Origin of the sequence: Bifidobacterium coryneforme (assembly GCF_000737865.1) — a bacterium.
Lineage (GTDB): Bacteria > Actinomycetota > Actinomycetes > Actinomycetales > Bifidobacteriaceae > Bombiscardovia > Bombiscardovia coryneformis.
In genome coordinates this window covers 1,036,777-1,060,725 of sequence record NZ_CP007287.1, presented here as the reverse complement: position 1 = coordinate 1,060,725, position 23,949 = coordinate 1,036,777, and the positions used below count along the sequence as shown (strand labels likewise).

Sequence of the window (23,949 nt, the reverse complement as noted above, 5' to 3'; positions counted from 1 at the left end):
ATTGTTAACGATTTGCTGACCTGTTTATCCACGTCAGGGATACTGCCCGGCTTGCCCTGGGGGTTGCCCTACGGAGGCCCGATGGAGATACTTGGTCTTCAACCGGACCGAGTCGGTCTGCGACCCGGCCATCAGGTTCAGGAGCATCCTTACGCAACGGGTTCCCATGGAATCAATCTGCTGTGAGATCGTGGCGATGGCTGGTGTCAGAATCCTGAAGACCGGCAGGTCGTCGAAAGTCACAATGGAGAGGTCGCGCCCGATACCGATACCGATGGCCTGGCAGGCTTTGATGACCTGAATGGCATCCTGCGAGCGCCCGAAGATAACCGCACTGACCCCCTGGTTTCTCCACTGCCGCAGCAGCTCAGGGTTGAAGGCGCCCTCCTCGGAAGGGGTATCGTTTCGGGTGCAGGCAACATCGCGGGTGGGGTCTTGAAGATCGTCCATTTGATTGAGCAGGTCATCGAAGACCTCTTCGCGCTCACGGAAGGTACCGGATTCTTCCAGGGGTCCCGGGACCATGGTGATTCGGCTGTGGCCATGTCTGACCAGGTCCTTGAATGCATCCCTGAGACCTGGAAGGGGATCGGAGTCGATGGAAGGCACTGGGCGGCCGTCGACTTGCCGTCTGTCGCCGCTGGTCCGGTCCACGTACACAACGGGAAGTCCCCGGCGAGTGAGCTCATCCAGCGTTTCCTGGGATCGTGGTCCGGGTACGATGATGGCCCCGTCGATGTGCTGGCCGAGGAGGTTGCGCACCTGAATCCTGCTTTCGTGGGAATCGCCCTGGGTCGAGGTACAAATCAGGGTTTGGAAGCCGTGCGCCAGCAGTTCGCCCTGTATCAGATAGGCCAGGTCGGCAAAATAGGAGTTCCTGATGTCGGGTATCAGCAGGCCGATGGTGCGCGAGTGGGGGGAGTGCATGGATCGGGCCCTGGAATCGGGAACGTAGTGAAGTTCCTTGATGACCTGATTGATCCGGGCCCTGGTCCTCTCCGAAATTCGACCTGAATCATTGAGCGCCCGCGAAACGGTCGATACGGAGACGCCGGCCTGTTGGGCCACATCCCGAATCGTCGCGTATGCCATCATTGCCTTTCGATCTGATCGGCAGTCGGCACCCAGGAGACACCGGCTCTTTGGCCTCGACAGCAGTACCGGCGAGGCTTCGCAACCATTATTTATATCAGTGCGGTAACGATACCGCAAATCGATTCACGTTCAGCCGCATGGTGCCGGGATACCCTTTCCTACTATGCGCTCTTCTGTGCGGGGACTGGGGTCGAAACCGGTTCCAGGCATCGGCCCCCAGTGGGATACGGGTGTACATAGACCTCGACCTTGGGGGAGGAGATTGTATCTTTGCTCCCGTTTGCCGAACTCGTCTGCAATATTCATCAGGATTTCCGCTTTCGGTTTTGCAGGAGGCCGCGGGCCCCTCCAGCCCTTGCAGCGATTCTTGCCAGCGGAAAGGCCATTCAAGTCGGTCAGGCCTTGTCCTTCTTTCCTGCCTGAGTCAAACACGGCGGGCCCCCGTCCAGCGCCATGGGGAGAATGATGCCATCCACGGGTTCGCAGGCTTCACTGGAATAGGGTGTTGATGCGGAGTCGTCTGAGGTGTTCATGAAGGGAGCGGTGATCATGGCAAGCCAGGGATACTACCTGCCGGGACTTTATGTGGAGGAAGGGTCCGTCCCGGTCCCCCTGGACTGGGCTGATTCGGAACCCGGATCGTGGAGACCCGATGGGAACCCTGGTGAGCCGACCATCTCCTGCTTCTACCGGACCATCTGCTCCCCCCAGCATGTCCATGACGACCTACCCCTGCTTGTTTACCTCCAGGGTGGACCGGGGTCCGGGGGACCCCGACCCTTGGACTCGACCAGTGACGGGTGGATTGCCGAGGCCGTCAAGCACTTCAGAATCGTCCTGCCCGACCAGCGTGGTACCGGACGGTCCTCGGCCATCGATTCGCACACCATGCGAGCGCTGGGTCAGCCGCAGGCGCAGGCCTCCTACCTCAAGCACTTCCTGGCCGACTCCATCGTCCGCGACTTCGAGCATCTCCGTCGTACCGTCTTTGCCGGGCGGGCCTGGGTCACTCTGGGTCAGAGCTATGGCGGCTTCCTGACCCTGGCCTACCTTTCGGCCTTTCCCGAAGGGGTGGCTGCGTCCTTCACGACCGGAGGCATCCCACATGTCCCGGCGGACCCGACCGAGGTCTATGCGCACACCTTCCCCAGGATGAAGGCCAAGACGGAGGCCTTCTATCAGCGATATCCCCAGGACCGGGAGCGGGTGGCCGCCATCGCCGACCGGCTGAGTCAGGGCGATGTGACCCTGCCCGGGGGAGACCCGCTGACGGTGGAACGTTTCCAGACCCTGGGTGCCGACCTGGGCAGGCAGTCCGGTGCGGCCCGCCTGCACTGGCTCCTCGATACGGCCTTCCTGGAGGATGACGGATCCATCCCGGCCAAGGGGGGCGTGGTCCTCTCCGATGCCTTCCTGGAGGGGGTGCGGACCGCTACGGCCTCCACGCCCCTTTACTGGCCCCTCCAGGAGTTCATCTATGCGGACGGGGATTGCGGCCCGATTCGCTGGGCCGGGCAGCGCGTACGCGATCAGCACCCCGAGTTCCGGGTTGGTTCCAGCCCCCTCCTCTTTACCGGTGAGGTCATCTTCCCCTGGATGTTCGAACAGGAAGAGGCCCTGAAACCCTTCGCTCCAGCGGTGAATCTGCTTATGGAGGACGGACATTGGGGGAGACTCTACGACCAGAACCGTCTGGCATCCAATTCCGTTCCCCTCCAGGCGGCCGTCTACTTCGATGACCTGTACGTTGACTCCGGCATGCAGTTGGATACCTTGTCGCGCGTGGGGAACTCCCATGCCTGGGTGACCAACCAGTTCGAGCACGACGGGCTTCATGGGAATGAGGTCTTCGCGCACCTTTACGGGGAGGCTTTGAATCGCGGAGACCTGGAGCGACTGTTCTGAGCCACCACGTTGTAGGTAGACTGGGACCATGACTGCAGAGACACTCACCATCGGATTCATCGGATACGGGAATATGGCTCAGGCCATGGCCCAGGGGCTGGTAAGAGCCGGGGTTCTTCCGGGTGAGCGAATTGTGGCCTGTGCCAACCACTATGAGAAGCTGGCCGAAAATGCCGGGAAGCTTGGGGTGCGCCCCCTTCACTCCGCTCAGGAAGTGGCATCGGTTGCGGATATGGTCGTCATCGCCGTCAAACCCGGCCAGGTGGCCAGGGTCTGCGAGCCCATCCGCGATGAGCTGGGAGATGGGGATCGAATGGTCGTTTCCATCGTTGGGGGGTTCCAGATGGAAGACTATGACGGTCTGCTCAATCCGGGCACTCATCTGATCTGTTCCATTCCCAATACCCCCATAGCGGTCGGGAAAGGGATCATGGTCACCCAGGGTGAGGACACCCTGACCAGTGACCAGCGTCGACTCTTCGATCGGATCTTCGAACCGGTGGCTCTGATTGAGCTACTCGGATCCGATCTGACCTCTGTGGCCACGACCATCGCCGGTTGTGCCCCGGCTTACACGGCAATGTACATGGAGGCCCTGGCCGATGCCGGTGTCAAGCATGGTCTGCCGCGTCAGACGGCCTACAGGCTTGCTGCCCGCATGACCGAGGGGACCGGAGCGCTCTACACGGATACGGGAACTATCCCGGCCGCTATGAAAGATGCTGTATGCTCGCCCGGAGGAAGCACCATCCGTGGTGTTGCCGCCCTGGAGAAGAGCGGGTTCAGGGGGAGCGTCATCGACGCCATCGATACGGTCGAAGGGGTCTGACGGGATTCGGTCCCGCGTCTTTCCTGTTTCGGTTTTCTGGTGCTCGGGTGGTGAATCTGAGCTGCGTACCTGCCCGGGGAATATGTGGATTCCAAGGTGCACATGCCGGTCAGGGAGCACTGTCGGCATCGTCGGGATATCCTGCCGCCACGCCAGGGCAGTGCGGGCAATAGACTGGTGGTTATGTCGCTTACCATCGGAATCGTCGGACTGCCCAATGTGGGTAAGTCAACACTGTTCAATGCACTGACCCGGAACAACGTCCTGGCGGAGAACTACCCTTTCGCCACCATCGAACCCAATACGGGCATCGTCCCCCTGCCTGATGACCGGCTGCCGGTCCTGGCCGATCTGGTTCACACCGACAAGATCGTCCCGGCCACCGTCACCTTCGTTGACATCGCCGGCATCGTCAAGGGCGCTTCGGAGGGGGAGGGCCTGGGCAACCAGTTCCTGGCCAACATCAGAGAGGCCGATGCCATCTGCGAGGTGGTACGTGCCTTTGAGGATGACGACATTGTTCATGTCAACGGCAGGGTGGACCCGGGCGATGACATCGAGACCATCAACACCGAACTGATCCTGGCGGACATGCAGACCATCGACAAGGCGCTCCCCAAGCTGGAGAAGGACCTCAGGGGCGGCAAGATCAAGCCGGCCTACCTCGATGCCGTGAAGAAGGCCAGGGAGATTCTGGGGCAGGGTCAGACCATAGACCAGGCGGCGCAGGCCGGCACCATTGACAAGGAGGAACTCTATGACCTCCATCTGATGACGGCCAAGCCCTTCATCTATGTCTTCAACCTGGATGATGACGAGCTTCAGAAGGATGACCTGAAGCAGCGGCTGTCGGAGTCCGTGGCCCCCGCCAAGGCCATCTTCCTCAACGCCCAGTTCGAAGCCGAGCTGACCGAGTTGGACCCGGCTGATGCCCGAGAGATGCTGGCTGATGCCGGTCTGGAGGAGTCCGGTCTCGACCAGCTGGCCCGAGTGGGCTTCGACATACTCGGACTTCAGACCTTCCTGACGGCAGGCGTCAAGGAGGTGCGGGCCTGGCAGATTCACAAGGGTTGGACCGCCCCCCAGGCGGCAGGTGCCATCCATACGGACTTCGAAAAGGGGTTCGTCAAGGCCGAGGTGGTCTCCTACGAGGATTTTGTTGCCGCAGATGGGTCCTACACCAAGGTCCGCGAAGAGGGCAAGATGCGTCTGGAAGGCAAGGACTACATCATGCAGGACGGGGACATTGTGGAGTTCAAGACCGGCATACCCTCAGGGGGCAAGAAATAGCGATACGACTCACTGGGGTAGGGGATTTCTTCCTTGCCCCAGTCGCTGTGCGACAGCAAACGTCGCATCGTATTGCTTCGTCGGGTTACAGTGCCGCTTCCCACAGTACCCAGAGAGACACTCGTCCCAGGCGCGGTTGCGGATGTCATGAGAGATATGCAGGCCCTCGCGCTGAGCATGGTTTCAAGCACAGAAACCGAAATATAAAGTGACTCTACAAAAGGCCGCCCAGGAGGTATCCCAGAACGCCGGTCGCAATGGGGAGAATCAGGCAGGCCAGGAAGTAGCAGATTGCCATTGGTCGGGCCCGTACCCGAAGCATGACCACCACCTCGTTGATGGCTGTCGAGAAGGTTGAAAAGCCTCCCAAGAGTCCTGTTGCCAGGAGTAGATGGATTTGAGGACCCATAAGGGATTGAGAAAAGAGAGCGGCAACCAGGCCTGCGAAGAATCCCGCGGTTAGGTTGATGACCAGGGTGGAGAGGGGGAAAGGGCCTCCCCAACGGGCTTTGATGGCAATGTCAATCAGATACCGCAGGCTGGCACCGAGACCTCCGCACACGCAAATCAGCAGGGTAGTCATCGGCTCTCACCTGCTGATGTTCCGTGCGCACGACGCCCCGCCGCCGTCTGGCCGAGTTCAGCCATGACGGCGGCCAGAGCGAGTGCCAGCATGAAACTGCTCAGAAGATAGACGAGCGAGCCCAGGATATGACCTTCCATCACATCCTGGATAACCTCGACCACCATCGTCGACATGGTGGAAAGCCCTCCGCACAGGCCCATACCCAGGGCCCGACTGGTGTAGTCCCTCCGTAGCCTGGCGATATCGGTCCGTGCGGCCAGGTAAGAGGTCAGGAAGGCGTAGCAGGTGCAGGCCAGCATGTTTGCCAGGAAGGTGCCTGGGTGGAAGCCGCCAATAGGGGCGGCAATGCCACCCAGAACCCAGCGCAGCCAGGTCCCCAGTGCTCCTCCGATGAAGACCACCGGGGCCATGCCCAACCGGGGCCCCTCGGGCGAGGATCCACCGGTCGCTCCGACGGTTTCGCCCGTGTTCCTATCCCTGCTTTGCCCGTGAGCCATGGGCTTATTCGGCCTCCTGGGTATCCTCGGCCGTCAGGGTCAGCCGGTCGTCGTCGGCATCGTAATCGAAGAGCTCACCGTATCGGCCCCAGGTTATGGCCGTCTCGAACTGCTGGATGGCCTCCTTGTCGGAGTGGTGCGAACGGAGCAGGTCCAGGATAAGGCTGCCGTGCAGATTGCCGTGCTCGCTGTTTCTCAGAGCCCGGTCAATCACCCGGATCAGGGGCACCCTGTCCAGGAGCATCTGCGAGAACATCTCCTTGCTTTCCAGAATGTCGGCATCGTGCCAGGTCTGCCCGAGGCTGGTCAGAGAGATGTGACCGTTATCGGCCTGGAAGATTCCCAACATCAGCCCGGCGTCTATCAGGGGGAAGAGGTCATCCACCTCGAAGGAGAGCTGGGCGGCGAGATCGGCCAGATCGATCCCCTTGGGATGGTCCACCAGTACATCGGCAAGTCCGGCCAACCCACCAGGAGTGGCATCGGGCAGGTTCTTCTCGGTCATGTTCTCGTCGCGCAGGGAGTTCTGCACGGCCTCCTTGTTGCGGACCTTGGTCTGTAGCTGCTTGCGGATGTCCTCGGTGTTGTTCTGCCCGGTAAGAATCGAGTAGAGGTAGTCCACACTGGACTGGAAGATGTCGGACTGCTTGTCGCGCGGCCGCTCCATCTTGATCGGCACATCGGCGATGACCCTGCCGGGGTGGGATCCCAGGACGACGACCCGGTCGGCCATCTCGACGGCCTCCTCGATGTTATGGGTCACCAGAAGCACGGACCGGATGCTCCCGGCCTCCTCGGACCAGACCTTGAGCACCTCCTGGCGGAGATTCTCGGCCGTTAGTACGTCCAGGGCGGAGAAAGGTTCATCCATGAAGAGTGCATCGGGCTTGAGCACCAGGGCACGGGCGATGCCCACACGCTGGCGCATGCCTCCGGAGAGTTCCTTGGGGTAGGCGGATTCGAACCCGTCCAATCCGATGGCGTCGATGGCCGCCAGGGCCAGGCGTTCCCGTTCGGCCCTGGGCACCCCGCGGGCCTGGAGCCCAAGCTCCACGTTGTCCTTGACGGTCAGCCAGGGCATCAGGGCGAAGCTCTGGAAGACCAGGGCGACACCTGGATTGGGACCGGCCAGTTCCTTGCCTCGGTAGGATACCTTGCCCGAGCTTGCGGGAACCAAACCGGCCAGAATCCTCAGCAGGGTGGACTTGCCGGCGCCGGACCTGCCGAGGATGGCCACCACTTCTCCCTCGTGCAGGGTGAAATCGATGGAGTCGAGCACGTTCAGGTCACTGCCGGCGTCGGACTTGTAGGTCTTGTTCACCTGTTCGGCCTGGATGATGGGGGCGCGGTCCGTGCCTGCGGTCATGGTTGCGGTGTTCTTGACTTCGATCTTGGTCATGTTCTTGTCCTTTTGCTTTCAATATGTCTGTTCTGTTTCAGTTCAGGGCGTAGCGCCGGCGGGCCAGGCTCTGCATAGGCGTCCAGAAGAGGCGGTCCACCGCCACAACGAAAACGCTCATCACGACCACGCCCACCATCACCCGGGTCATGTCGCCGGTGGCGGTGAACTGTGCGATGTAGGCACCCAGTCCCTTGGCGGTCAGTTCGGTCTTTCCGTAGGTGACCACCTCGGAGACGATGGATGCGTTCCAGGCACCCCCGGCTGCCGTAATGCCACCTGTGCACCAGGAGCTGAAGACGGCGGGGAGGATAAGGGTCTTCCATCGCTGCCAGGTGGTTTGCCTGAGGCTGCGCGACATCTCCAGAAGGTCATCGGGAATGGCCGAAGCCCCTGCAATGACATTGAAGAGGATGTACCACTGGGTACCCAGGGCCATGAGGAAGATGCTTCCCCAGTTGATGTCGATTTTCCAGGCCACGAAGATGAGGGTGATGAAGGGGAAGATGAAGTTGGCCGGGAAGCTGGCCAGGATCTGCACCACAGGCTGGAGGATCCGCGATATCTTCGGATTCATACCGATGATGGCACCGATCGGAACCCAGATAAGGGAGCAGATCACCATCAGGACAACCACCCTGATGAAGGTCAGGCAACCCAGGAGGAGGGCATGACCGACCTCTCCGTATCCAACAGTCGTTTTGATCAGGTCGAAGAGCTCCCAGATGCCCCAGAGGCAGGCCAGACCGACAAGGATATACCAAATCAGGTCGCCGGCACGGCTCTTCCTGCTCTGGACCTTCCACCGGGCTCCGGTCCTGCCCAAGGGTCGGGTGATCCTGTCAAGAGCGTACGAAATCGGCCGCCCCAGGCGGGCCAGCTGATCGTTGATTCCCGAGAGCCGAAGGACCGTCAGCACCAGGCTCCTGCGTGGTTCCGAAGACTGGTTCTGGGTCAACCGGAACTTCTCGGCCCAGGCGGTCAGTGGCTTCCAGAGTACGAAATCAATCAGGACCACCACGATGATCATGGTCAGTATGGCCAGGCCCACCCGGCCCAGGTTCTGCTCACCGGCAGCCTCTTCCACATACGAACCTATGCCGGGAAGGGTCAGGGTCCGGTTGTTCACCGAAATCATCTCCGAGGCCGTCAGGAAGAACCAGCCCCCACCCACGCTCATCATGCAGTTCCAGAGGAGGGGAATCATGGAGTTGGGAACATCCAGCTTCCAGAAGCGCTGCCACCGGGTCAGTCGCAGAATTCTGACCGCCTCATCCAGGTCAGACGGCTCCGTGGTCAGGGAGTTGTAGAAGGAGAAGGCCATGTTCCATGCCTGGCTGGTGAAGATGGCAAAGATGGATGCCGCCTCAACACCCAGGATCGACCCGGGGAAGATGACCAGCCAGATGGAGATGGTCGCCGAGAGGAAACCCAGAATCGGCACCGACTGGAGGATATCCAGCAGGGGGATCAGAACGGTTCCCAGACGCTTGGACCTGGCCGCCGCCAACCCATAGACGAAGGCGAAGATCAGGGAGAACACCAGTGCGATGAACATCCTGAACACGGAGCGGAGGGCGTAATAGGGCAGGTTGGCGGGATCCGTCGATACGTGCGAGGGTATGCCCGACGGACCGATCGGGGCCGAGAAACCCGGAAGGATGTAGGCGATGGCTCCGAGGAGGGCCATGGCTCCCAATGCAACCGCGAAACTGGTCAGGATCCTGGTGCCAGGGGAGGCCTGTTTTCGGTCATCGTTCAGGGTGATGGTGTGTCGAATGATTGGTGCCTGTAGACGCATTATGGCCTCCCTTCAAGGTGCGGATGTCTTTGTCGGCAACCTTGAGGATGGCATGCAGAAGTCGGCGCAAGGCCGACTGGGTCGTCATCGTTCAAGCTTCGGCTTCGCATGGCATTTGGCTCTGCATTAGTCCCAGCCTTGATCCGACTGGGACTGTTGACCTGCGCGGGGTGTCTCCACCATTTTGCGGCAGCAGGCCGTGTCCATGCGGTAGCTTCACCTACCGACTGACCATAAGGATAGGTAGGGGCCGGAGAGATGTCAAGCACCTCGACATGCCGGGGTTTTTCCACGTTTTGGTCTTTGCCTGGCCGCAGAATGGAAGAAAACGTCGCGCTCGTGGACACCAGTCTCATGGATGTTGGCTGGATGGAATGGCCCGCGAACGCATGCATCACGTACAAGGAGATGGGCTACATGAAAATCGTTGCTGTCACTGCAAATCCCGATCCCCTGAGCATGACCAATGCGGCCGGCAATGCCCTGCTGGACGGTGCGGCCGAAGGAGGAGCGCAAACAGAGCTGATTGACCTCTGTGCAGAAGGCTTCAATCCGGTTTACGGCATGGAGGATCGCGAGCACTATCTCGGACGTGGGCCCATGCCTGATGATGTGCTGGCCATGCAGTCGCGGATTCGCGATGCTGACGCGCTGGCCTTGGTCTTCCCCATTTACTGGTACACGATGCCCGCCATCATGAAGGGCTTTTTTGACAGAGTGCTCTGCCGCGGGTTCTCCTATGACGCCGATGGAACACCGGGCGCCTTGGCCGGCAAGACCATCAGGATTGTCATGCTCAGCGGGGGCGGAGAGGACTGGTACCGCTCCAGTGGCATCGGTCAGGCCCTGGACAATCAGATACGCCAGCAGACCTTTATCAAGTACTGCCGGGCGGGCGATGTCTCCTTCACCTACATCGACAACCTCAGATCGGGCGATGACGAACCTGAGGCAAGACAGGCGGCGGATAGGCACCTGGTTTCTCTGGCCCTGATGGGGCGCGAACTGGCCTTGGGCGACAGGACTTCGGCGGAATCTGGTGATGCTGGGGTCCGGTCCTGATCGGAGCGGTTACGGCAAGTCGGGTCCGGTAGTTCGGTGAAGGGGCGATGAGCGCCCGGATATGGATGATGGGGCAGTCTAGTGAGAATAGGGTTCGTGTTCGATGACACCCTGGACGTCTTCGATGGTGTCCAGCAACATATCCTCACCCTGGGCAAGGCACTCAGGGAACGGGGTCATCACGTGGAGTACCTGGTCGGACAGACCGCCCATCCTCCGGTGAGTGGTGTCCATTCCATGTCGCGCAACATGATGGTCTCCTTCAACGGGAACAGGATGCGCATCCCCCTACTGGCCCCGGTCCGCGGTATCAGAAAGGTACTGGATGAAGGGCGCTTTGATGTTCTTCACGTCCAGGCGCCGTACAGCCCGCTGATGGCCGGGCGGGTCATCAAACGAGCCGACCCTGGTACGGGCCTGGTTGCCACCTACCACATCGCACCCACCGGGACCATGCAACTTAAGGGAGGCCAGGTTCTGGGGAGGATCAATGCCGGCAGTCACCGTCGCATCGATCAGGTGATTTCAGTCTCCAAGGTGGCTGCGGATTATGCCAGAACCACGGCTGGGGTGGAAAGCCGAATCATCCCCAATCCCATTGATGTCGCGGCTATCAGGGCCAACAGGGACCGAGCCGGGACCGAGTCCATCGATCGGCTGCATGGTCAGGGTCCGCACCTGGTCTTCCTGGGCAGGTTCGTTGCGCGTAAGGGAGCCGACCTGCTCATTGAGGCCATCGCTCAGGGTGAACGCCGGGGGATACTGCCGGAGGGCCTTCACCTGACCATGGCCGGAAAAGGGCCCCTTCTGGAACGCTGCCGACAGCGTGCCCAAGACCTCGCCACTCCGATTGACTTTCCCGGCTTCGTCACCGAGTCGGACAAACCGGCTCTGTTGGCCAGCGCGGACCTGGCCGTCTTCCCATCCACCGGTGGGGAGTCCTTCGGTATCGTCCTCCTGGAGGCTATGGCATCCGGGGCCGGGGTGATTCTGGCAGGTGACAATCCGGGGTACCGTTCCACCCTCCAGGATGATGAAGAGGCCCTGGTCAGGGTCAACGACCCACAGACCCCGATCATCCTGGCCGAGCGAATCGCCCGTGTATTCGGGAATCCGGACTGGGCCAGGGGTATCCATAGGCGACAGACGGCGCTTTTGAGCCGCTATGACGTGCATTCGGTAGCGGACCAGGTTGAGGAGGTATACGAACAGGCCATACAGGACCGCCTCATCAGGTAGGGTTGGTTTATGTCTTTCTATGATTTGTTCGGAGCCATGTTCGATCCCGACCAGGATCCCCATAAGCGGGGTCGTCGCCGGGATGAGGATGATCCGGTCATCCTCGATGTGCAGACCGATGGTGACCAGGAGGGTTCCACCTCTCGTGGCCCCGACAGGGGGTTCCGGTTCTCAGGGCCCTCAGCTCCTCGGATTACCAGGTCAGGCAGGCCTGAAGGTGGTCCCTCCAAGGGAACCAGGGTTCTGGCTGTGGTTGTTGCCATCGCTCTCGTGGTGTTTGCCCTCCTCTTCGGCTTGAGCAGGTTCATCACGGATGTCATGTGGTACTCCCAACTGGGTGCCGGACGGGTTATCTGGACCCAATTCGGCGTCAAGGTGGGACTGTGGGTCGCCTATGCCCTTGTACTGGCGGCCGTCACCCTCTTCTCGTCCATCCTGGCCATTCGAGCCCGTCCGGACTCTCCTGACGGATCCACGATCCGCGTCAAGGGTGACCTGATAGAGGTCGGCAAGGGCATATCTTCGAAGAGCGCCTTGAAGGTTGCCGTGGTGGTCTCCCTGGTGGTCGGCATCTTCTTCGGTTCGCAGTTCAATGTGGACTGGAAACAGGTTCTTCTCCTCTTCAATTCCCAGTCCTTCGGGGTCAAGGATCCCCAATTCGGTCTTGATACGGGCTTCTACGTTTTCGTTCTGCCGGGTCTGGAACTGGTTGCCTCCTCTGTCATGATGATTCTTCTCGCCGCCCTGGTCTTCAGCCTGGTTACCAACTTCCTCATGGGGGGCATCAGGCTCACCATGCCGGTCGATGGGAAGGGCATCCTGTCGATGACGGGTCGTGCGCGTAGGCAGGTTGCCATCTGGTTCATGCTGTTCATGCTGGTCTGGGGTGGAAGGACGGCCCTGGGCGTTTTCAATAGGCTTACCGAGGAAGGCGACAGGATTACCGGTGCCTCCTACACCGCGGTCAAGGCCAATATCCCCGTCACCCTGGTCATGGCGGTGCTGATTGCCGCACTGGGGATCATTCTCGGGGTCTGGATACTCCGGTCGAAGACCTTGGCGGAGGTCAGACCTGCTGCGGATTCGGTGGCGATGGCGGTGAAGCAGTGGCGTCTGCCCGTCATTTCCATTGCGGCCACCATTGTCGTTGCCATTCTTCTGACCGGTGTCTGGCCGGCAGTGGTCCAGCGATTCCGTGTCAGCCCGAATGCCCAGGAGATGGAGTCGGAGTACATACAGCGCAATATTGCGGCCACCACTCAGGCCTACGGTCTTACCAACCTGAAAAACGAGTCCTACGACGCAACCACTGAGGTTCAGTCCGGAGCCCTGTCGCAGGATGCAGAGACCACGGCGCAGATCAGACTTCTCGACCCCCAGGTGGTTTCCCCGACCTTCCGCCAGTTGCAGCAGTCCAAGCAGTACTACACCTTCGAAGACACCCTTGCTGTTGACAAGTATGAGATCGACGGGATCAGCCAGGATACGGTCATCGGTGCCAGGGAGTTGGATCTGGAGGGTAACGACAATCGCAACTGGGTCAACGACCATACGGTCTTCACCCACGGTTATGGCATTGTGGCGGCCTACGGAAACAAGGTGACCCCTGATGGGCAGCCCGAGTTCTTCGAGCAGGACATTCCCACCAAGGGCAAACTGACCGAGTCCCAGCACTATGAACCCAGGATTTACTTCTCTCCCAATGCCCCCGAGTATTCAATCGTGGGCGCGCCGGAGGGGGCGAGTGGTTGGGAGTTCGATTACCCGACCGGTTCGAAGGGGGCCACCAATACCTTCAAGGGTGATGGCGGACCCTCGGTCGGCAACTTCATGTCCAGGGTGCTGTATGCCATCCGATTCGGCTCCGACCAGATACTCTTCTCGGACCGTGTGACCCCCGACTCCCAGATTCTCTACAATCGCTCACCCAAGGAGAGGGTGGCCAAGGTCGCCCCCTATCTGACCCTGGATGGCAGGGTGTACCCTGCAGTGGTCGACGGCCGTGTCAAGTGGATTGTGGACGGATACACCACATCCGATGCCTATCCGTACTCGCAGAAGGTCGATTTGGGGCCGATCACCCAGGACACCACCACCCTGAGTTCCGAGGCAGTCAAAGGATTGGGATCACAGGATGCCAACTACATCAGGAACTCGGTCAAGGCAACTGTCGACGCCTATGACGGTTCCGTCGACCTCTACGCCTGGGACCAGGACGACCCGGTGCTCAAGGCCTGGCAGCAGGTGTTCCCCGGTCAATACAAGCCGCTCTCGGAAATCTCGGGTGACCTGATGAGTCACATGCGTTATCCGGAGAGCCTCTTCAAGGTTCAACGACAGCTTCTCTCGCGGTATCACGTCAACTCGGCCAGCCAGTTCTTCTCAGGGGAGGATTTCTGGCAGACCCCCGTCGATCCCACAGGAAGCAGCAGGGAGCAGAACGATGGGGTCAAGCAGCCGCCCTACTACCTGACCCTGCAGACCCCGGGAACCGATAAGCCGGCCTTCTCCCTGACCTCGACCTTCATTCCCGCAGGCACCTCCACCCGCGAGATATTGACGGGATTCCTCTCCGTCGATTCGGACGCGGGCTCCAGGAAGGGCGTGATAGGGCCGGATTACGGGACAATCAGGCTGATGGAACTCCCCAAGAACTCCAATGTTCCTGGGCCGGGACAGGCGCAGAACAACTTCAACTCCGATGCGACCGTCTCCACCGAGCTGAACCTGCTCCAGTCGGGATCGACCAAGGTCAAACGCGGCAACCTCCTGACCCTGCCGATAGGAGGGGGCCTCATCTACATCCAGCCGGTCTATGTCCAGTCCAGTGGGTCCACCAGCTTCCCTCTCCTGAAGCGGGTCCTTGTGGCCTTCGGCGACAAGGTCAGCTCGGCCCCCACCCTTGATGATGCACTGAACAAGACCTTCAAGGGGAACTCGGGCGCAGCTGCTGGGGATGCGGAGAACGCCACCGCACAGACATCGGCTGCTGCACAGTCGGCTGCGGGACAAGGCCAGGATAACGGAGACGGGGAGGGGCATAACGCCTCCCAGCCTGCCTCAGCCGGGACTTCAGGAAACACCGAGGCCCTGCGCCAGTCCCTGAATCAGGCCAATCAAGCCATGTCCGATTCTGATGCGGCTTTGAAGAAGGGCGATTTCAGCGCCTATGGAGAGGCGCAGGACCGTCTGAAGGAGGCCCTGAAGCAGGCCACCGAACAGGAGGGCGGGAGGCAGTGACTGCCGCCGGGTCCGATTCGCGGGTCCAGGACCCGATGATCCGGCTCTGCCGTGAGCAGGACCTGGGGCGTCTTACCGAGATATACAACCAGGCGGTACTCGACGGAGGTTCCACCGCCGACCTGGAGCCGGTCAGTCGGGAGGCCCGGCGTGACTGGCTCCGCGTTCACCGGCCTGACCAAGGGCATCCCGTCATGGTGGTCGAGGTCGAAGGTGAAGTGCAGGCTTTCGGTTCCCTGTCTTCGTATTATGACCGGCCGGGCTATGCGAATACCTGCGAACTGGGGTATTACGTTGACCGGTCCGCCCGGGGGAGGGGCCTGGCCACTGTTCTGGTAAGGGCCCTTATCGATGCGGCGAAGAAGTCGGGTATGCGAATGGTCGTCGCAGTCATCTTTGATGACAACCTCGGCACCAAGGGTGTTCTTGGGCATTTTGGGTTCCGGAGGTTCGGCCTTCTGCCGAAGGGGGCATCGGACCGATATGAAGTCCACGATGTCTCATACTGGGTCCTCACCCTCTGAGTGAACAAGGCTGCCGGGCAAGGGAACCGGTCGCGAATCCTGTGTAGAATCTCAACGATCCGACGAGAGCAGGAGGCAGGTACAGGCATGGCATCAGATTTCTGGCTTATAGCCGGACTGGGCAATCCCGGGAGCAGGTACGAAGGAACGCGCCACAACATGGGATTCATGTGCGCCGATGTTCTGGCCGAACGGTGGTCCGTCTCCTTCGCCGATCATAAGGGTCTGGCCATGCTGGGACGGGGGGTCATGAACCTGGATTCCCGTCAGGTCAAGTTCCTTCTTGCCAAGCCGCTGACTTTCATGAACGATTCCGGTAATGCCCTGGCTTCCATCAGTGCGTATTACCATATCGACACCAACCATATCGTGGTCATTCACGACGACATGGACCTGGAATTCGGTAGAATCAAGGTCAAGGCCGGTGGATCTGCCGGCGGACACAACGGCATCCGTTCCATAGACCGGTCCCTGGGCAGTAACGCGTACTCCCGTGTGCGGCTGGGGGTGGGCCATGCTCAGCGCGGGCAGGATGCCCACCGCAAGACGGTCGACTGGGTCCTGGGAGGGTTCTCCGGTGCCCAGCGCAGTGAATTGCCGGACTTCCTGGCTGACGGAGCCGATGCAGCAGAGACCATCGTCTTCAAGGGGGTTCCCCAGGCCCAGGAGCAGTTCAATGGCCGTTGATCACACCACGGATTCAGAGGATTCCCGGCAGGGGGAGACTGAGCACCCCGTTGCCATGGACGGTGCCCTGCATGACCTCCTTGAGCCTCTTTTTGATGACGAGACCTTTGCCCGACTTGCCGACGGGAAGATCGAGCCTCCCGCTTCGGACATAGATCCCTCCCTTCTGGTCCAGGCCCCATTGGGTGCCCGCCCGGCCCTGGCCGTGGCAGCCGCGGGGCAGGGGCCGGTCGTCATGGTGGTGCCCTCCGAGCATGATGCCCAGGAGATGGGCCGATCCATCAGGTCCTGGTACGGGGGCGATCCCCACGATGTGGCCACGCTGGAAGCCTGGGAGACCCTACCCCACGAGCGCCTGTCGCCCAGGGCTGACACGGTGGCCTCGCGAATGGCGGTTTTCCGCCGCCTGGCGCATCCCATAGAGGGTGATCCGATCTTCGGACCGATCAGGATTCTGGTCATGCCCATCCGTTCCCTTCTCCAACCCGTGGTGAAGGGGCTTCAGGACGTGGAGCCCCTGGTATTCACGGTCGGTACCGAGATGGATATGGGCCGTGCCGGTGAAGCCTTGGTCCGTAACGCTTACACCCGGGTCGACCTGGTGATGGAGAGGGGCCAGTTCGCCGTCAGGGGAGGCATCCTGGATGTCTTCGTGCCCACCATGCCCCACCCCGTTCGCATTGAGTTCTTCGGTGATGAGGTTGACACCATCCGTTCATTCCATGCCTCGGATCAACGCACCTTCGGCGATGGGCTGGATCGGATCTGGGCTCCCCCCTGTCGTGAACTACAGCTGACCGACCAGGTGCGGCAGCGGGCCAAGGCCCTGATTGGAAGCATCCCCAACGCTGACGACATGTTGGAGTCCATCGCCCAGGCCATACCGGTCGAAGGCATGGAGTCCCTCCTGCCGGCCCTGGTGCCCGACCTTGTGCCGGTGCAGAGCATGCTTCCCGACAGTGCCCTGGTTCTCCTCTCCGAACCCGAACTCCTGCGCCGGTCGGCCCAGGACCTGACCAAGACCGCGAACGAGTTTCTTGCGGCCAGCTGGCATGTGGCGGCCTCGGGACATGGAGCCGGTGCCCCCATCAGCTTCGACCAGGCCAGTTTCCTGGAGTACGACCAGATCATTTCCGCGCTGGAATTCAGCAAGCACCAGGTATGGAAACTGACGGAGCTGTCTGTGGACACAGACCGCGAGGGGGCGGAACGCCTCGACGCTCAGACGCCTGACGAATACCGCGGCGACGAGGATAAGGCCCGCTCCGGCCTGATGGGTCTGACCAAGGCGGGAGACCGGGTTGTGGTCACAGCAGCCGCCCAAGGGACCCTGAGTCGACTACGCCGGGCTCTGGAATCCGCTGGTATTACCGGGGTGGAGTATCTGCGCTCCATGGCCGTTGACGGATTCGTCGATTCGTCTGCTCGCCTGGCTCTCCTGACCGAGCGTGACCTGACTGGTCGGACCAGTGTGGCCGCAGGTCAGAAGACCTCGGGCAGGCGACGCAAGGCCATCGACCTGACCGAACTCAAACCAGGCGATTTCGTGGTGCATGATCAGCATGGCATCGGAAAGTACCTGGGCATGAGGCAAAGGACCATCGGCAATGGCCCCACGAAGGGCAGCCGAGAGTATCTGGTCCTGGAATACGCTCCGAGCAAGCGCAACGCTCCACCCGACAAGCTCTTCGTTCCGGCCGACCAGCTGGATCAGGTCAGCAAGTACATCGGTGCAGAGATACCGAAGCTCAACAAGCTCGGCGGTTCGGACTGGTCGGCCACCAAGGCCAAGGCGCGGAAGCACGTTCACCAGATAGCCCAGGGCCTGGTCAAGCTCTATTCCGCGCGCCAGCGAACCAAGGGATTTGCCTTCAGCCCGGATACACCCTGGCAGAAGGAACTTGAGGATGCCTTCCCCTTCCAGGAGACCCCCGATCAGCTGACCACCATCGATGAGGTCAAGGCCGACATGGAACGCCCGGTGCCGATGGACCGCTTGATATGTGGTGACGTGGGTTTCGGGAAGACCGAGATTGCCATCAGGGCTGCCTTCAAGGCGGTCCAGGACTCCAAACAGGTCGTGGTTCTTGTGCCGACCACTCTTCTGGTTCAGCAGCACCACCAGACCTTCGTCGACCGCTTCGAGGGATTCCCGGTCAATGTAGCAGCCATGAGCCGCTTCCAGACCGCCAAGGAGAACCAGGCCACCATGGCGGGACTGGCCGACGGGAGTGTCGACGTGGTTATCGGCACCCACAAGCTCCTCAACCCCAAGATCCGGTTCAAGGACCTTGGGCTGATGATCATCGACGAGGAGCAACGCTTCGGGGTTGAAGACAAGGAGACCCTGAAGGCAATCAGGACCAACGTCGATGTTCTCTCCCTCTCCGCCACCCCCATACCCCGTACCTTGGAGATGGCAGTGACCGGAATCAGGGAGATGTCCACCCTCGCCACGCCTCCTGAGGACCGGCTGCCGGTCCTGACCTACGTCGGGGCCTATGAGGATGCCCAGGTCACGGCTGCCGTCCGTCGTGAGCTCCTGCGCGGTGGGCAGGTCTTCTACATCCACAACCGGGTTGAGGATATCGGCAAGGTGTCAGCCAAGGTCCAGGAACTGGTCCCTGAAGCCAGGGTCGGTGTGGCCCACGGCAAGATGGGGGAGAAGCAGTTGGATGGAATCATCCAGGACTTCTGGCGCCGCGACATCGACGTCCTGGTCTGCACCACCATCGTCGAGACCGGTCTGGATATACCCAACGCCAACACCCTGATTGTAGACAGGGCTGATAGGTTCGGCCTCTCTCAGCTGCACCAGCTGCGTGGCAGGGTGGGCCGGGGCCGTGAGCGCGCCTACGCCTACTTCCTCTATGATCCCAGCAAGCCCATGACCCAGACAGCTCATGACCGTTTGGCCACCATCGCCCAGAGCACGGCTTTGGGTTCAGGATACGATGTGGCCATGAAGGACCTGGAGTTGCGCGGAACGGGTAACCTCCTGGGTGATGAGCAGTCGGGGCACATCGAGGGGGTCGGGTTCGACCTATACGTCCGGATGGTCTCCCAGGCCGTTGAGGAGTATAAGGAACCACAGGCTGCCCCATCGGTCAACGTCAGCATCGACCTGCCCATCGAGGCCTCGGTTCCGGTGGACTACATAGACTCCGACAAGCTCCGTCTTGAGGCTTATAGGAAGTTGGCGTCGGCCCGTAACGACCAGGACCTTCAGGATCTCCATGAGGAACTGACCGACCGATACGGTCAACCGCCCGCCGAGTTCGACACCCTCTTCGCCATTGCCCGGCTTCGGGCCAAGGCTCGGAAGTTGGGCATCGCGGAGATTGCCACCCAGGGTGGGCGTGTCCGGGTCAGACCCCTGAATCTGCCTGAGTCGTTGCAGTCGAGGATGGAGCGTATCTACAAGGGATGCCAATACCGACCTGTCACCAGCACGCTGCTGGTTCCCGCCCCGTTCGCAGGGTCCCTGGGATCGGGGCCGATGGATTCCGGCCAAATGGTGGAATGGGTTGACCAGCTTCTGGATGACCTGGCATGGCACCACGAAGAGTTGTGAGCGTGAGCGCTAACGGGTTGGTATTGTATCTGGTCCAACAAAACTAGTATTCTGTAGGAGACATCACAACAACAGTCTTAAAGGAGCAGTTGTGGCAGCAATTGAAAGCGTATATGCGCGCGAAATACTTGATTCCCGTGGAAACCCGACCGTAGAGGTCATCCTGCAGACCGAAGACGGTGCAGAAGGCCGCGGCCTGGTGCCCTCGGGTGCTTCGACCGGTGAGGCCGAGGCCTGGGAGCGTCGCGACGGCGACAAGAAGCGTTACATGGGCAAGGGTGTACTGGACGCCGTCAAGGCGGTCAACGAGACCATCGCCCCCAACGTCATCGGCATGGATGCCAGCGACCAGCGTGCCCTGGACGAGACCATGATCGACCTCGATGGAACCCCCAACAAGGGCAAGCTGGGCGCCAACGCCATCCTGGGCGTCTCCCTCGCTGCTCTCTATGCTGCGGCCGAGTCCGCCGAGCTGCCCCTCTACCGTTACCTGGGCGGCACCAACGGACACATCCTGCCCGTTCCCAACATGAACATCATGAACGGTGGCGCTCACGCCGACTTCGCCACCGACATCCAGGAGTACATGATCTCCCCCTACGGTTTCGATTCCTATAGTGAAGCCCTGCGCGCTGGTGTCGAGGTCTACCACACCCTCAAGGGCATCCTGAAGAAGGACGGACACGACACCGGTCTGGGTGACGAGGGAGGCTTCGCCCCCAAGATGAAGTCCAACGAGGACTCCCTGAAGTACATCGTCGACGCCATTCAGGCCGCCGGCTATGAGCCCGGCAAGCAGATTGGCCTCTGCCTTGATGTGGCCTCCTCGGAGTTCTACAACAAGGACACCGACAAGTACCACTTCGATGGTGCCGATCGTGATGCCGATTACATGCTTGACTACTACCAGGGCCTGGTCGAGCGTTACCCGCTGGTCTCCATCGAGGATCCCTTCGCCGAGGAGGATTGGAACGCCTGGCAAAAGATCACCGCCGCCATGGGCGACCGTCTGCAGTTCGTCGGCGATGACCTCCTGGTCACCAACCCCAAGAGGCTCCAGAGGGGCATCGACCTGAAGGCCGCCAACTCCCTCCTGGTCAAGCTGAACCAGATTGGCACCGTCACCGAGACGCTGGACGCCATCGAGCTGGCCACCGCAAACGGCTTCACCTCCATGGTCTCCCACCGTTCCGGTGAGACTCCTGATACCACCATCTCCGACCTGGCTGTTGCCAAGAACACCCGCCAGATCAAGACCGGTGCTCCGGCCCGTGGTGAGCGTATCGCCAAGTACAACCGCCTGCTGGAGATCGAGGAGGAGCTGGGCTCCACCGCCGAATATGCAGGTTACAGCGCCTTCAAGGCCTGCAAGCAGTACACCAAGTAGTAGAGCAGGGTCCCAGGTTTCGGCTGTTCTGGCCGGAACGTGACACCTTGAAACCCGTGGCGGCCCGAGTCGGCTGCCACGGGTATTTTTATAGGTATGGCCAAGAACTCAACCAAGTCCTCCCGAAAAGGCGCAGGCACTCAGAATGACAGGAAGCGGACCAGTCGCAGCTCGGCCGGTCCCATATCCTTCTTTCTGGCTCTCATCATCATGGCCCTGGGGCTGATTCATCTTGCCGCCACATTCCACTCCTATGCCATCAACCTGTCCGAACTGAACGGTCTGAAAAACCAGGAAGCTCAGTTGGTGGCCAGGAAACAGAACCTGGAGAACCAGATTCAGCGATGGAATGACCAGGCCTACGTCACAGCCCAGGCCAGGGAGCGCCTCGGATTCATCTTTCCAGGAGAACAGGCCATCAGGGTTCTTCATCCCGAAGCCGTGACCGGCCAGGATGACCAGAGCGCCAAGACCAACAAGGGTATTCAGGCCCCACGCAAGAACACCCTGCCCTGGTATCAGGAAATGGCATACTCGTTCAAGAAGGCCGACCAGAGACCTGATGCTCTTGCGTCTGCCCAGGGGGTGACCGCTCCGGGGCAGTCCAGGTCCCAGGGCCAGGTCGGGCAGAATTCCAATCAGGACGGGCAGGATTCATCCATTCCTCCGAACAGCGAAGAGTGGGATGAGGACAGTGAATAGGCAGCGGTAGGCGTACCGTCGGCCAGCGGTCCGGAATTCCTGCTGATAGAAGGAACTTGAAGAGCGGTGGCGATAGACGCCCCGCAACCAGGTTCCTATGCTCAGGAGTCTGGCCTGATTGCATAACGGTCCCATGCTGGACCCTACAGAACAGGGTGAGGTCTCGGCCTTCCCGACTTTACGGATATTCGGACATATAAGGAGCATGAGTACTGATGCAGGATGAGAGAGTGGGAGCAGTCCAGGCCGGATCGAACGAGGCCATGGAGATCCTGGTGGACAGCATCCTGGCACAACCTGCAACCGAAGAGGAGATTGCCGGGGTTCAAAGCCAGTTGGGTCGCTACCCTCGTGGAATGGTGGCCGTTGGCGCGCGGTGTGCCTGTGGCAACCCCCTGGCCGTCGTGACCAGGCCACTTCTGCCAGACGGGACCCCCTTCCCCACAACGGCGTATCTGACCTCTCCAGAGGCCGTCAAAGAGGTCTCCCACTTGGAGGCCAACGGTATCATGAACGATTTCAACCAGGACCTGGCCGATGATGAGGACCTGGCACGGCTATATCGCCAAGCGCATCAGACCTATCTGGACTTCCGCCATGCCCTGGCGCTCAGGCTTGGCGACAGCGAGGAGCATATCCGCAAAATCTCGGCCGGCGGGATGCCGACCAGGGTAAAGTGCCTTCATGCACTGACCGGGCAGTCGCTCGTCATGGGGGCCGGTGTCAATCCTCTGGGTGATCGGGTCCTGTCCATGATCAGGCCGGCCTTCGACCCCATGGTCTGCAGGTGCGCCCGACCCTGGGGAACGGACTTGGAGCAGGAATGAGCAGGATAGCGTCCATCGGAGCGGTCAGGATGCTGTGTGCAGGGCGGCATACGGAAATAGGGGAGGACAAATGACGGATCAGGTGACTGTCGCCGGTGTCGATTGTGGTACCAATTCCATCCGGCTGCTGATTGCGCGGGTGGATGAACAGGGTTTGCATCTCCTGGCACCCAGGAGCATGGAGGTCATACGGCTGGGGGAGGGCGTTGACAGGAACCACCGCTTCGCGGACCAGGCACTTGAGCGGGCCTACCGGGCCTGTCGGCTCTTCGCGGACCAGCTAGATTCGTACAAGGTGGACGGTATCCGTTTCGTGGCCACGTCGGCCACCAGAGACGCGGCCAACCGCAACGATTTCGAAGAGGGAGTACAGTCCATACTCGGTGTCAGACCCGAGGTGATTTCCGGCACCGAAGAGGCCGAACTGAGTTTCCTGGGGGCTATCAGTGTGTTGGAATCGGCCCCTCGCACCACAACTACCCCCAAAGCCCCCTACATGGTGGTCGATTTGGGTGGAGGATCCACAGAACTGGTCGTCGGAGGCGATGGGAATCAATCACCGGTGGACAGGGCCGGATCCTCATACTCCATGAACATCGGTTCGGTCCGGATCACCGAGCGCCATCTTCTCGCTGATCCGCCCACCCAGGATCAGATTGACCAGGCGGTCGAGGACGTGGACCGCCACATCGATCGGGCATTCGAAACTGTTCCCGTTGCGGAGGTAGGCACGCTTGTGGGGGTCTCCGGAACGGTCACCACCATGAGTGCCCTTGCTCTGGGTTGCACCGAGTACGATTCCCGACGCGTTGATGGGGTGGCCGTACCGGTAAGCCAAGCCAGGCAAACCAACCAGGAAGTGCTCCATATGAGCCGACAGGAACGTCGTGGTCTCAGTCCCATACACCCTGGCCGCATCGATGTGATTGGTGGCGGGGCATTGATCTGGGACCGTCTTCTTGAGCGGATATCCCAGGCCTGCCCAGCGGTCCAGGCAGGTGGTGCCTACATTGCCAGCGAACACGGCCTCCTGGACGGGCTGGTTCTGGATTACGGGCGTAGTCTCCTGCATTCTTGACCGGTCTGGTTGCGCGGAGGCTGTTCCGCCTGTGCGCTATGATATGACGGTACGGGTCCTTGGCCCCGGTGGCGAAATGGTAGACGCATCGGACTTAAAATCCGCCGCCTGTACTGGCATGTGGGTTCGATTCCCACCCGGGGCACAAGCGGATAGGTCTCGTTGACCAGGTGGACGAACGTATCGACTTGTGACCAGACCAGTGAACCGATACTCTGGAACGCGAC

At 60.6% G+C, this 23,949-nt stretch carries 18 protein-coding genes, 1 tRNA gene and 1 riboswitch; of the genes, 14 read left to right on the top strand and 5 right to left on the bottom strand.

From position 1 onward, the window contains the following. Positions 1-33: 33 nt before the first annotated feature. Positions 34-1,095, bottom strand: a complete 1,062-nt coding sequence (locus bcor_RS04120; RefSeq protein ID WP_051875664.1) for a LacI family DNA-binding transcriptional regulator — start codon at positions 1,093-1,095, stop codon at positions 34-36. 549 nt (positions 1,096-1,644) lie between these two features. Here bcor_RS04120 and bcor_RS04115 point away from each other — a divergent pair. From bcor_RS04115 to ychF, 3 genes are all read left to right on the top strand, one after another. Continuing rightward, positions 1,645-3,000 (top strand): alpha/beta fold hydrolase, encoded by a 1,356-nt coding sequence (locus bcor_RS04115; protein ID WP_081870343.1) that lies wholly within the window; start codon positions 1,645-1,647, stop codon positions 2,998-3,000. A gap of 28 nt (positions 3,001-3,028) precedes the next feature. After that, positions 3,029-3,829 (top strand): pyrroline-5-carboxylate reductase, encoded by an 801-nt coding sequence (proC, locus tag bcor_RS04110; protein ID WP_033498531.1) that lies wholly within the window; start codon positions 3,029-3,031, stop codon positions 3,827-3,829. 183 nt (positions 3,830-4,012) lie between these two features. Continuing rightward, complete coding sequence (gene ychF, locus bcor_RS04105; RefSeq protein WP_033498532.1) at positions 4,013-5,119, top strand: redox-regulated ATPase YchF; 1,107 nt, start codon at positions 4,013-4,015, stop codon at positions 5,117-5,119. A 214-nt stretch (positions 5,120-5,333) separates the two neighbouring features. Here ychF and bcor_RS04100 read toward each other — a convergent pair whose 3' ends face one another. From bcor_RS04100 to bcor_RS04085, 4 genes are read right to left on the bottom strand one after another with little or no spacing between them, the layout of a single operon-like run. Next, a complete protein-coding gene (locus tag bcor_RS04100; protein WP_033498533.1) occupies positions 5,334-5,702 on the bottom strand; it encodes a fluoride efflux transporter FluC in 369 nt (122 codons plus the stop codon). Continuing rightward, positions 5,699-6,202 (bottom strand): FluC/FEX family fluoride channel, encoded by a 504-nt coding sequence (locus bcor_RS07245; protein ID WP_051875663.1) that lies wholly within the window; start codon positions 6,200-6,202, stop codon positions 5,699-5,701. The genes bcor_RS04100 and bcor_RS07245 overlap by 4 nt, the downstream gene beginning before the upstream one ends. A gap of 4 nt (positions 6,203-6,206) precedes the next feature. After that, positions 6,207-7,601, bottom strand: a complete 1,395-nt coding sequence (locus bcor_RS04090) for an ABC transporter ATP-binding protein (protein ID WP_033498534.1) — start codon at positions 7,599-7,601, stop codon at positions 6,207-6,209. A 37-nt stretch (positions 7,602-7,638) separates the two neighbouring features. Further along, the gene (locus tag bcor_RS04085; RefSeq protein WP_033498535.1) at positions 7,639-9,402 is read right to left on the bottom strand and encodes an ABC transporter permease; all 1,764 of its coding nucleotides are present in this window, start codon (positions 9,400-9,402) and stop codon (positions 7,639-7,641) included. 76 nt (positions 9,403-9,478) lie between these two features. After that, positions 9,479-9,638, bottom strand: a riboswitch (M-box (ykoK) riboswitch). A gap of 181 nt (positions 9,639-9,819) precedes the next feature. Between bcor_RS04085 and bcor_RS04080 the strand changes: the two genes are divergently transcribed. From bcor_RS04080 to bcor_RS04030, 11 genes are all read left to right on the top strand, one after another. Further along, positions 9,820-10,464: an NAD(P)H-dependent oxidoreductase gene (locus bcor_RS04080; protein ID WP_051875804.1), complete on the top strand. Its 645-nt coding sequence runs from the start codon at positions 9,820-9,822 to the stop codon at positions 10,462-10,464. A 96-nt stretch (positions 10,465-10,560) separates the two neighbouring features. Then, a complete protein-coding gene (locus tag bcor_RS04075; RefSeq protein ID WP_238548535.1) occupies positions 10,561-11,703 on the top strand; it encodes a glycosyltransferase family 4 protein in 1,143 nt (380 codons plus the stop codon). A 9-nt stretch (positions 11,704-11,712) separates the two neighbouring features. Continuing rightward, on the top strand, positions 11,713-14,943 hold the full coding sequence (locus bcor_RS04070; protein WP_033498537.1) for a UPF0182 family membrane protein: 3,231 nt from the start codon (positions 11,713-11,715) through the stop codon (positions 14,941-14,943). Next, on the top strand, positions 14,940-15,467 hold the full coding sequence (locus tag bcor_RS04065) for a GNAT family N-acetyltransferase (protein ID WP_051875662.1): 528 nt from the start codon (positions 14,940-14,942) through the stop codon (positions 15,465-15,467). The genes bcor_RS04070 and bcor_RS04065 overlap by 4 nt, the downstream gene beginning before the upstream one ends. Positions 15,468-15,554: 87 nt before the next feature. After that, a complete protein-coding gene (gene pth, locus bcor_RS04060) occupies positions 15,555-16,154 on the top strand; it encodes an aminoacyl-tRNA hydrolase (protein ID WP_033498538.1) in 600 nt (199 codons plus the stop codon). Next, complete coding sequence (gene mfd / locus bcor_RS04055; protein ID WP_081870342.1) at positions 16,144-19,728, top strand: transcription-repair coupling factor; 3,585 nt, start codon at positions 16,144-16,146, stop codon at positions 19,726-19,728. Before pth ends, mfd begins: the two co-directional genes overlap by 11 nt. Positions 19,729-19,819: 91 nt before the next feature. Further along, complete coding sequence (gene eno, locus bcor_RS04050; protein WP_033490232.1) at positions 19,820-21,115, top strand: phosphopyruvate hydratase; 1,296 nt, start codon at positions 19,820-19,822, stop codon at positions 21,113-21,115. A gap of 96 nt (positions 21,116-21,211) precedes the next feature. Further along, the gene (locus bcor_RS04045; protein WP_051875661.1) at positions 21,212-21,817 is read left to right on the top strand and encodes an FtsB family cell division protein; all 606 of its coding nucleotides are present in this window, start codon (positions 21,212-21,214) and stop codon (positions 21,815-21,817) included. A gap of 215 nt (positions 21,818-22,032) precedes the next feature. Continuing rightward, positions 22,033-22,644 (top strand): DUF501 domain-containing protein, encoded by a 612-nt coding sequence (locus bcor_RS04040; protein ID WP_238548534.1) that lies wholly within the window; start codon positions 22,033-22,035, stop codon positions 22,642-22,644. A 70-nt stretch (positions 22,645-22,714) separates the two neighbouring features. Then, complete coding sequence (locus tag bcor_RS04035; RefSeq protein WP_033498539.1) at positions 22,715-23,722, top strand: Ppx/GppA phosphatase family protein; 1,008 nt, start codon at positions 22,715-22,717, stop codon at positions 23,720-23,722. A gap of 62 nt (positions 23,723-23,784) precedes the next feature. After that, a tRNA-Leu gene (locus bcor_RS04030) sits at positions 23,785-23,867 on the top strand. The last annotated feature ends 82 nt before the right edge of the window (positions 23,868-23,949 follow it).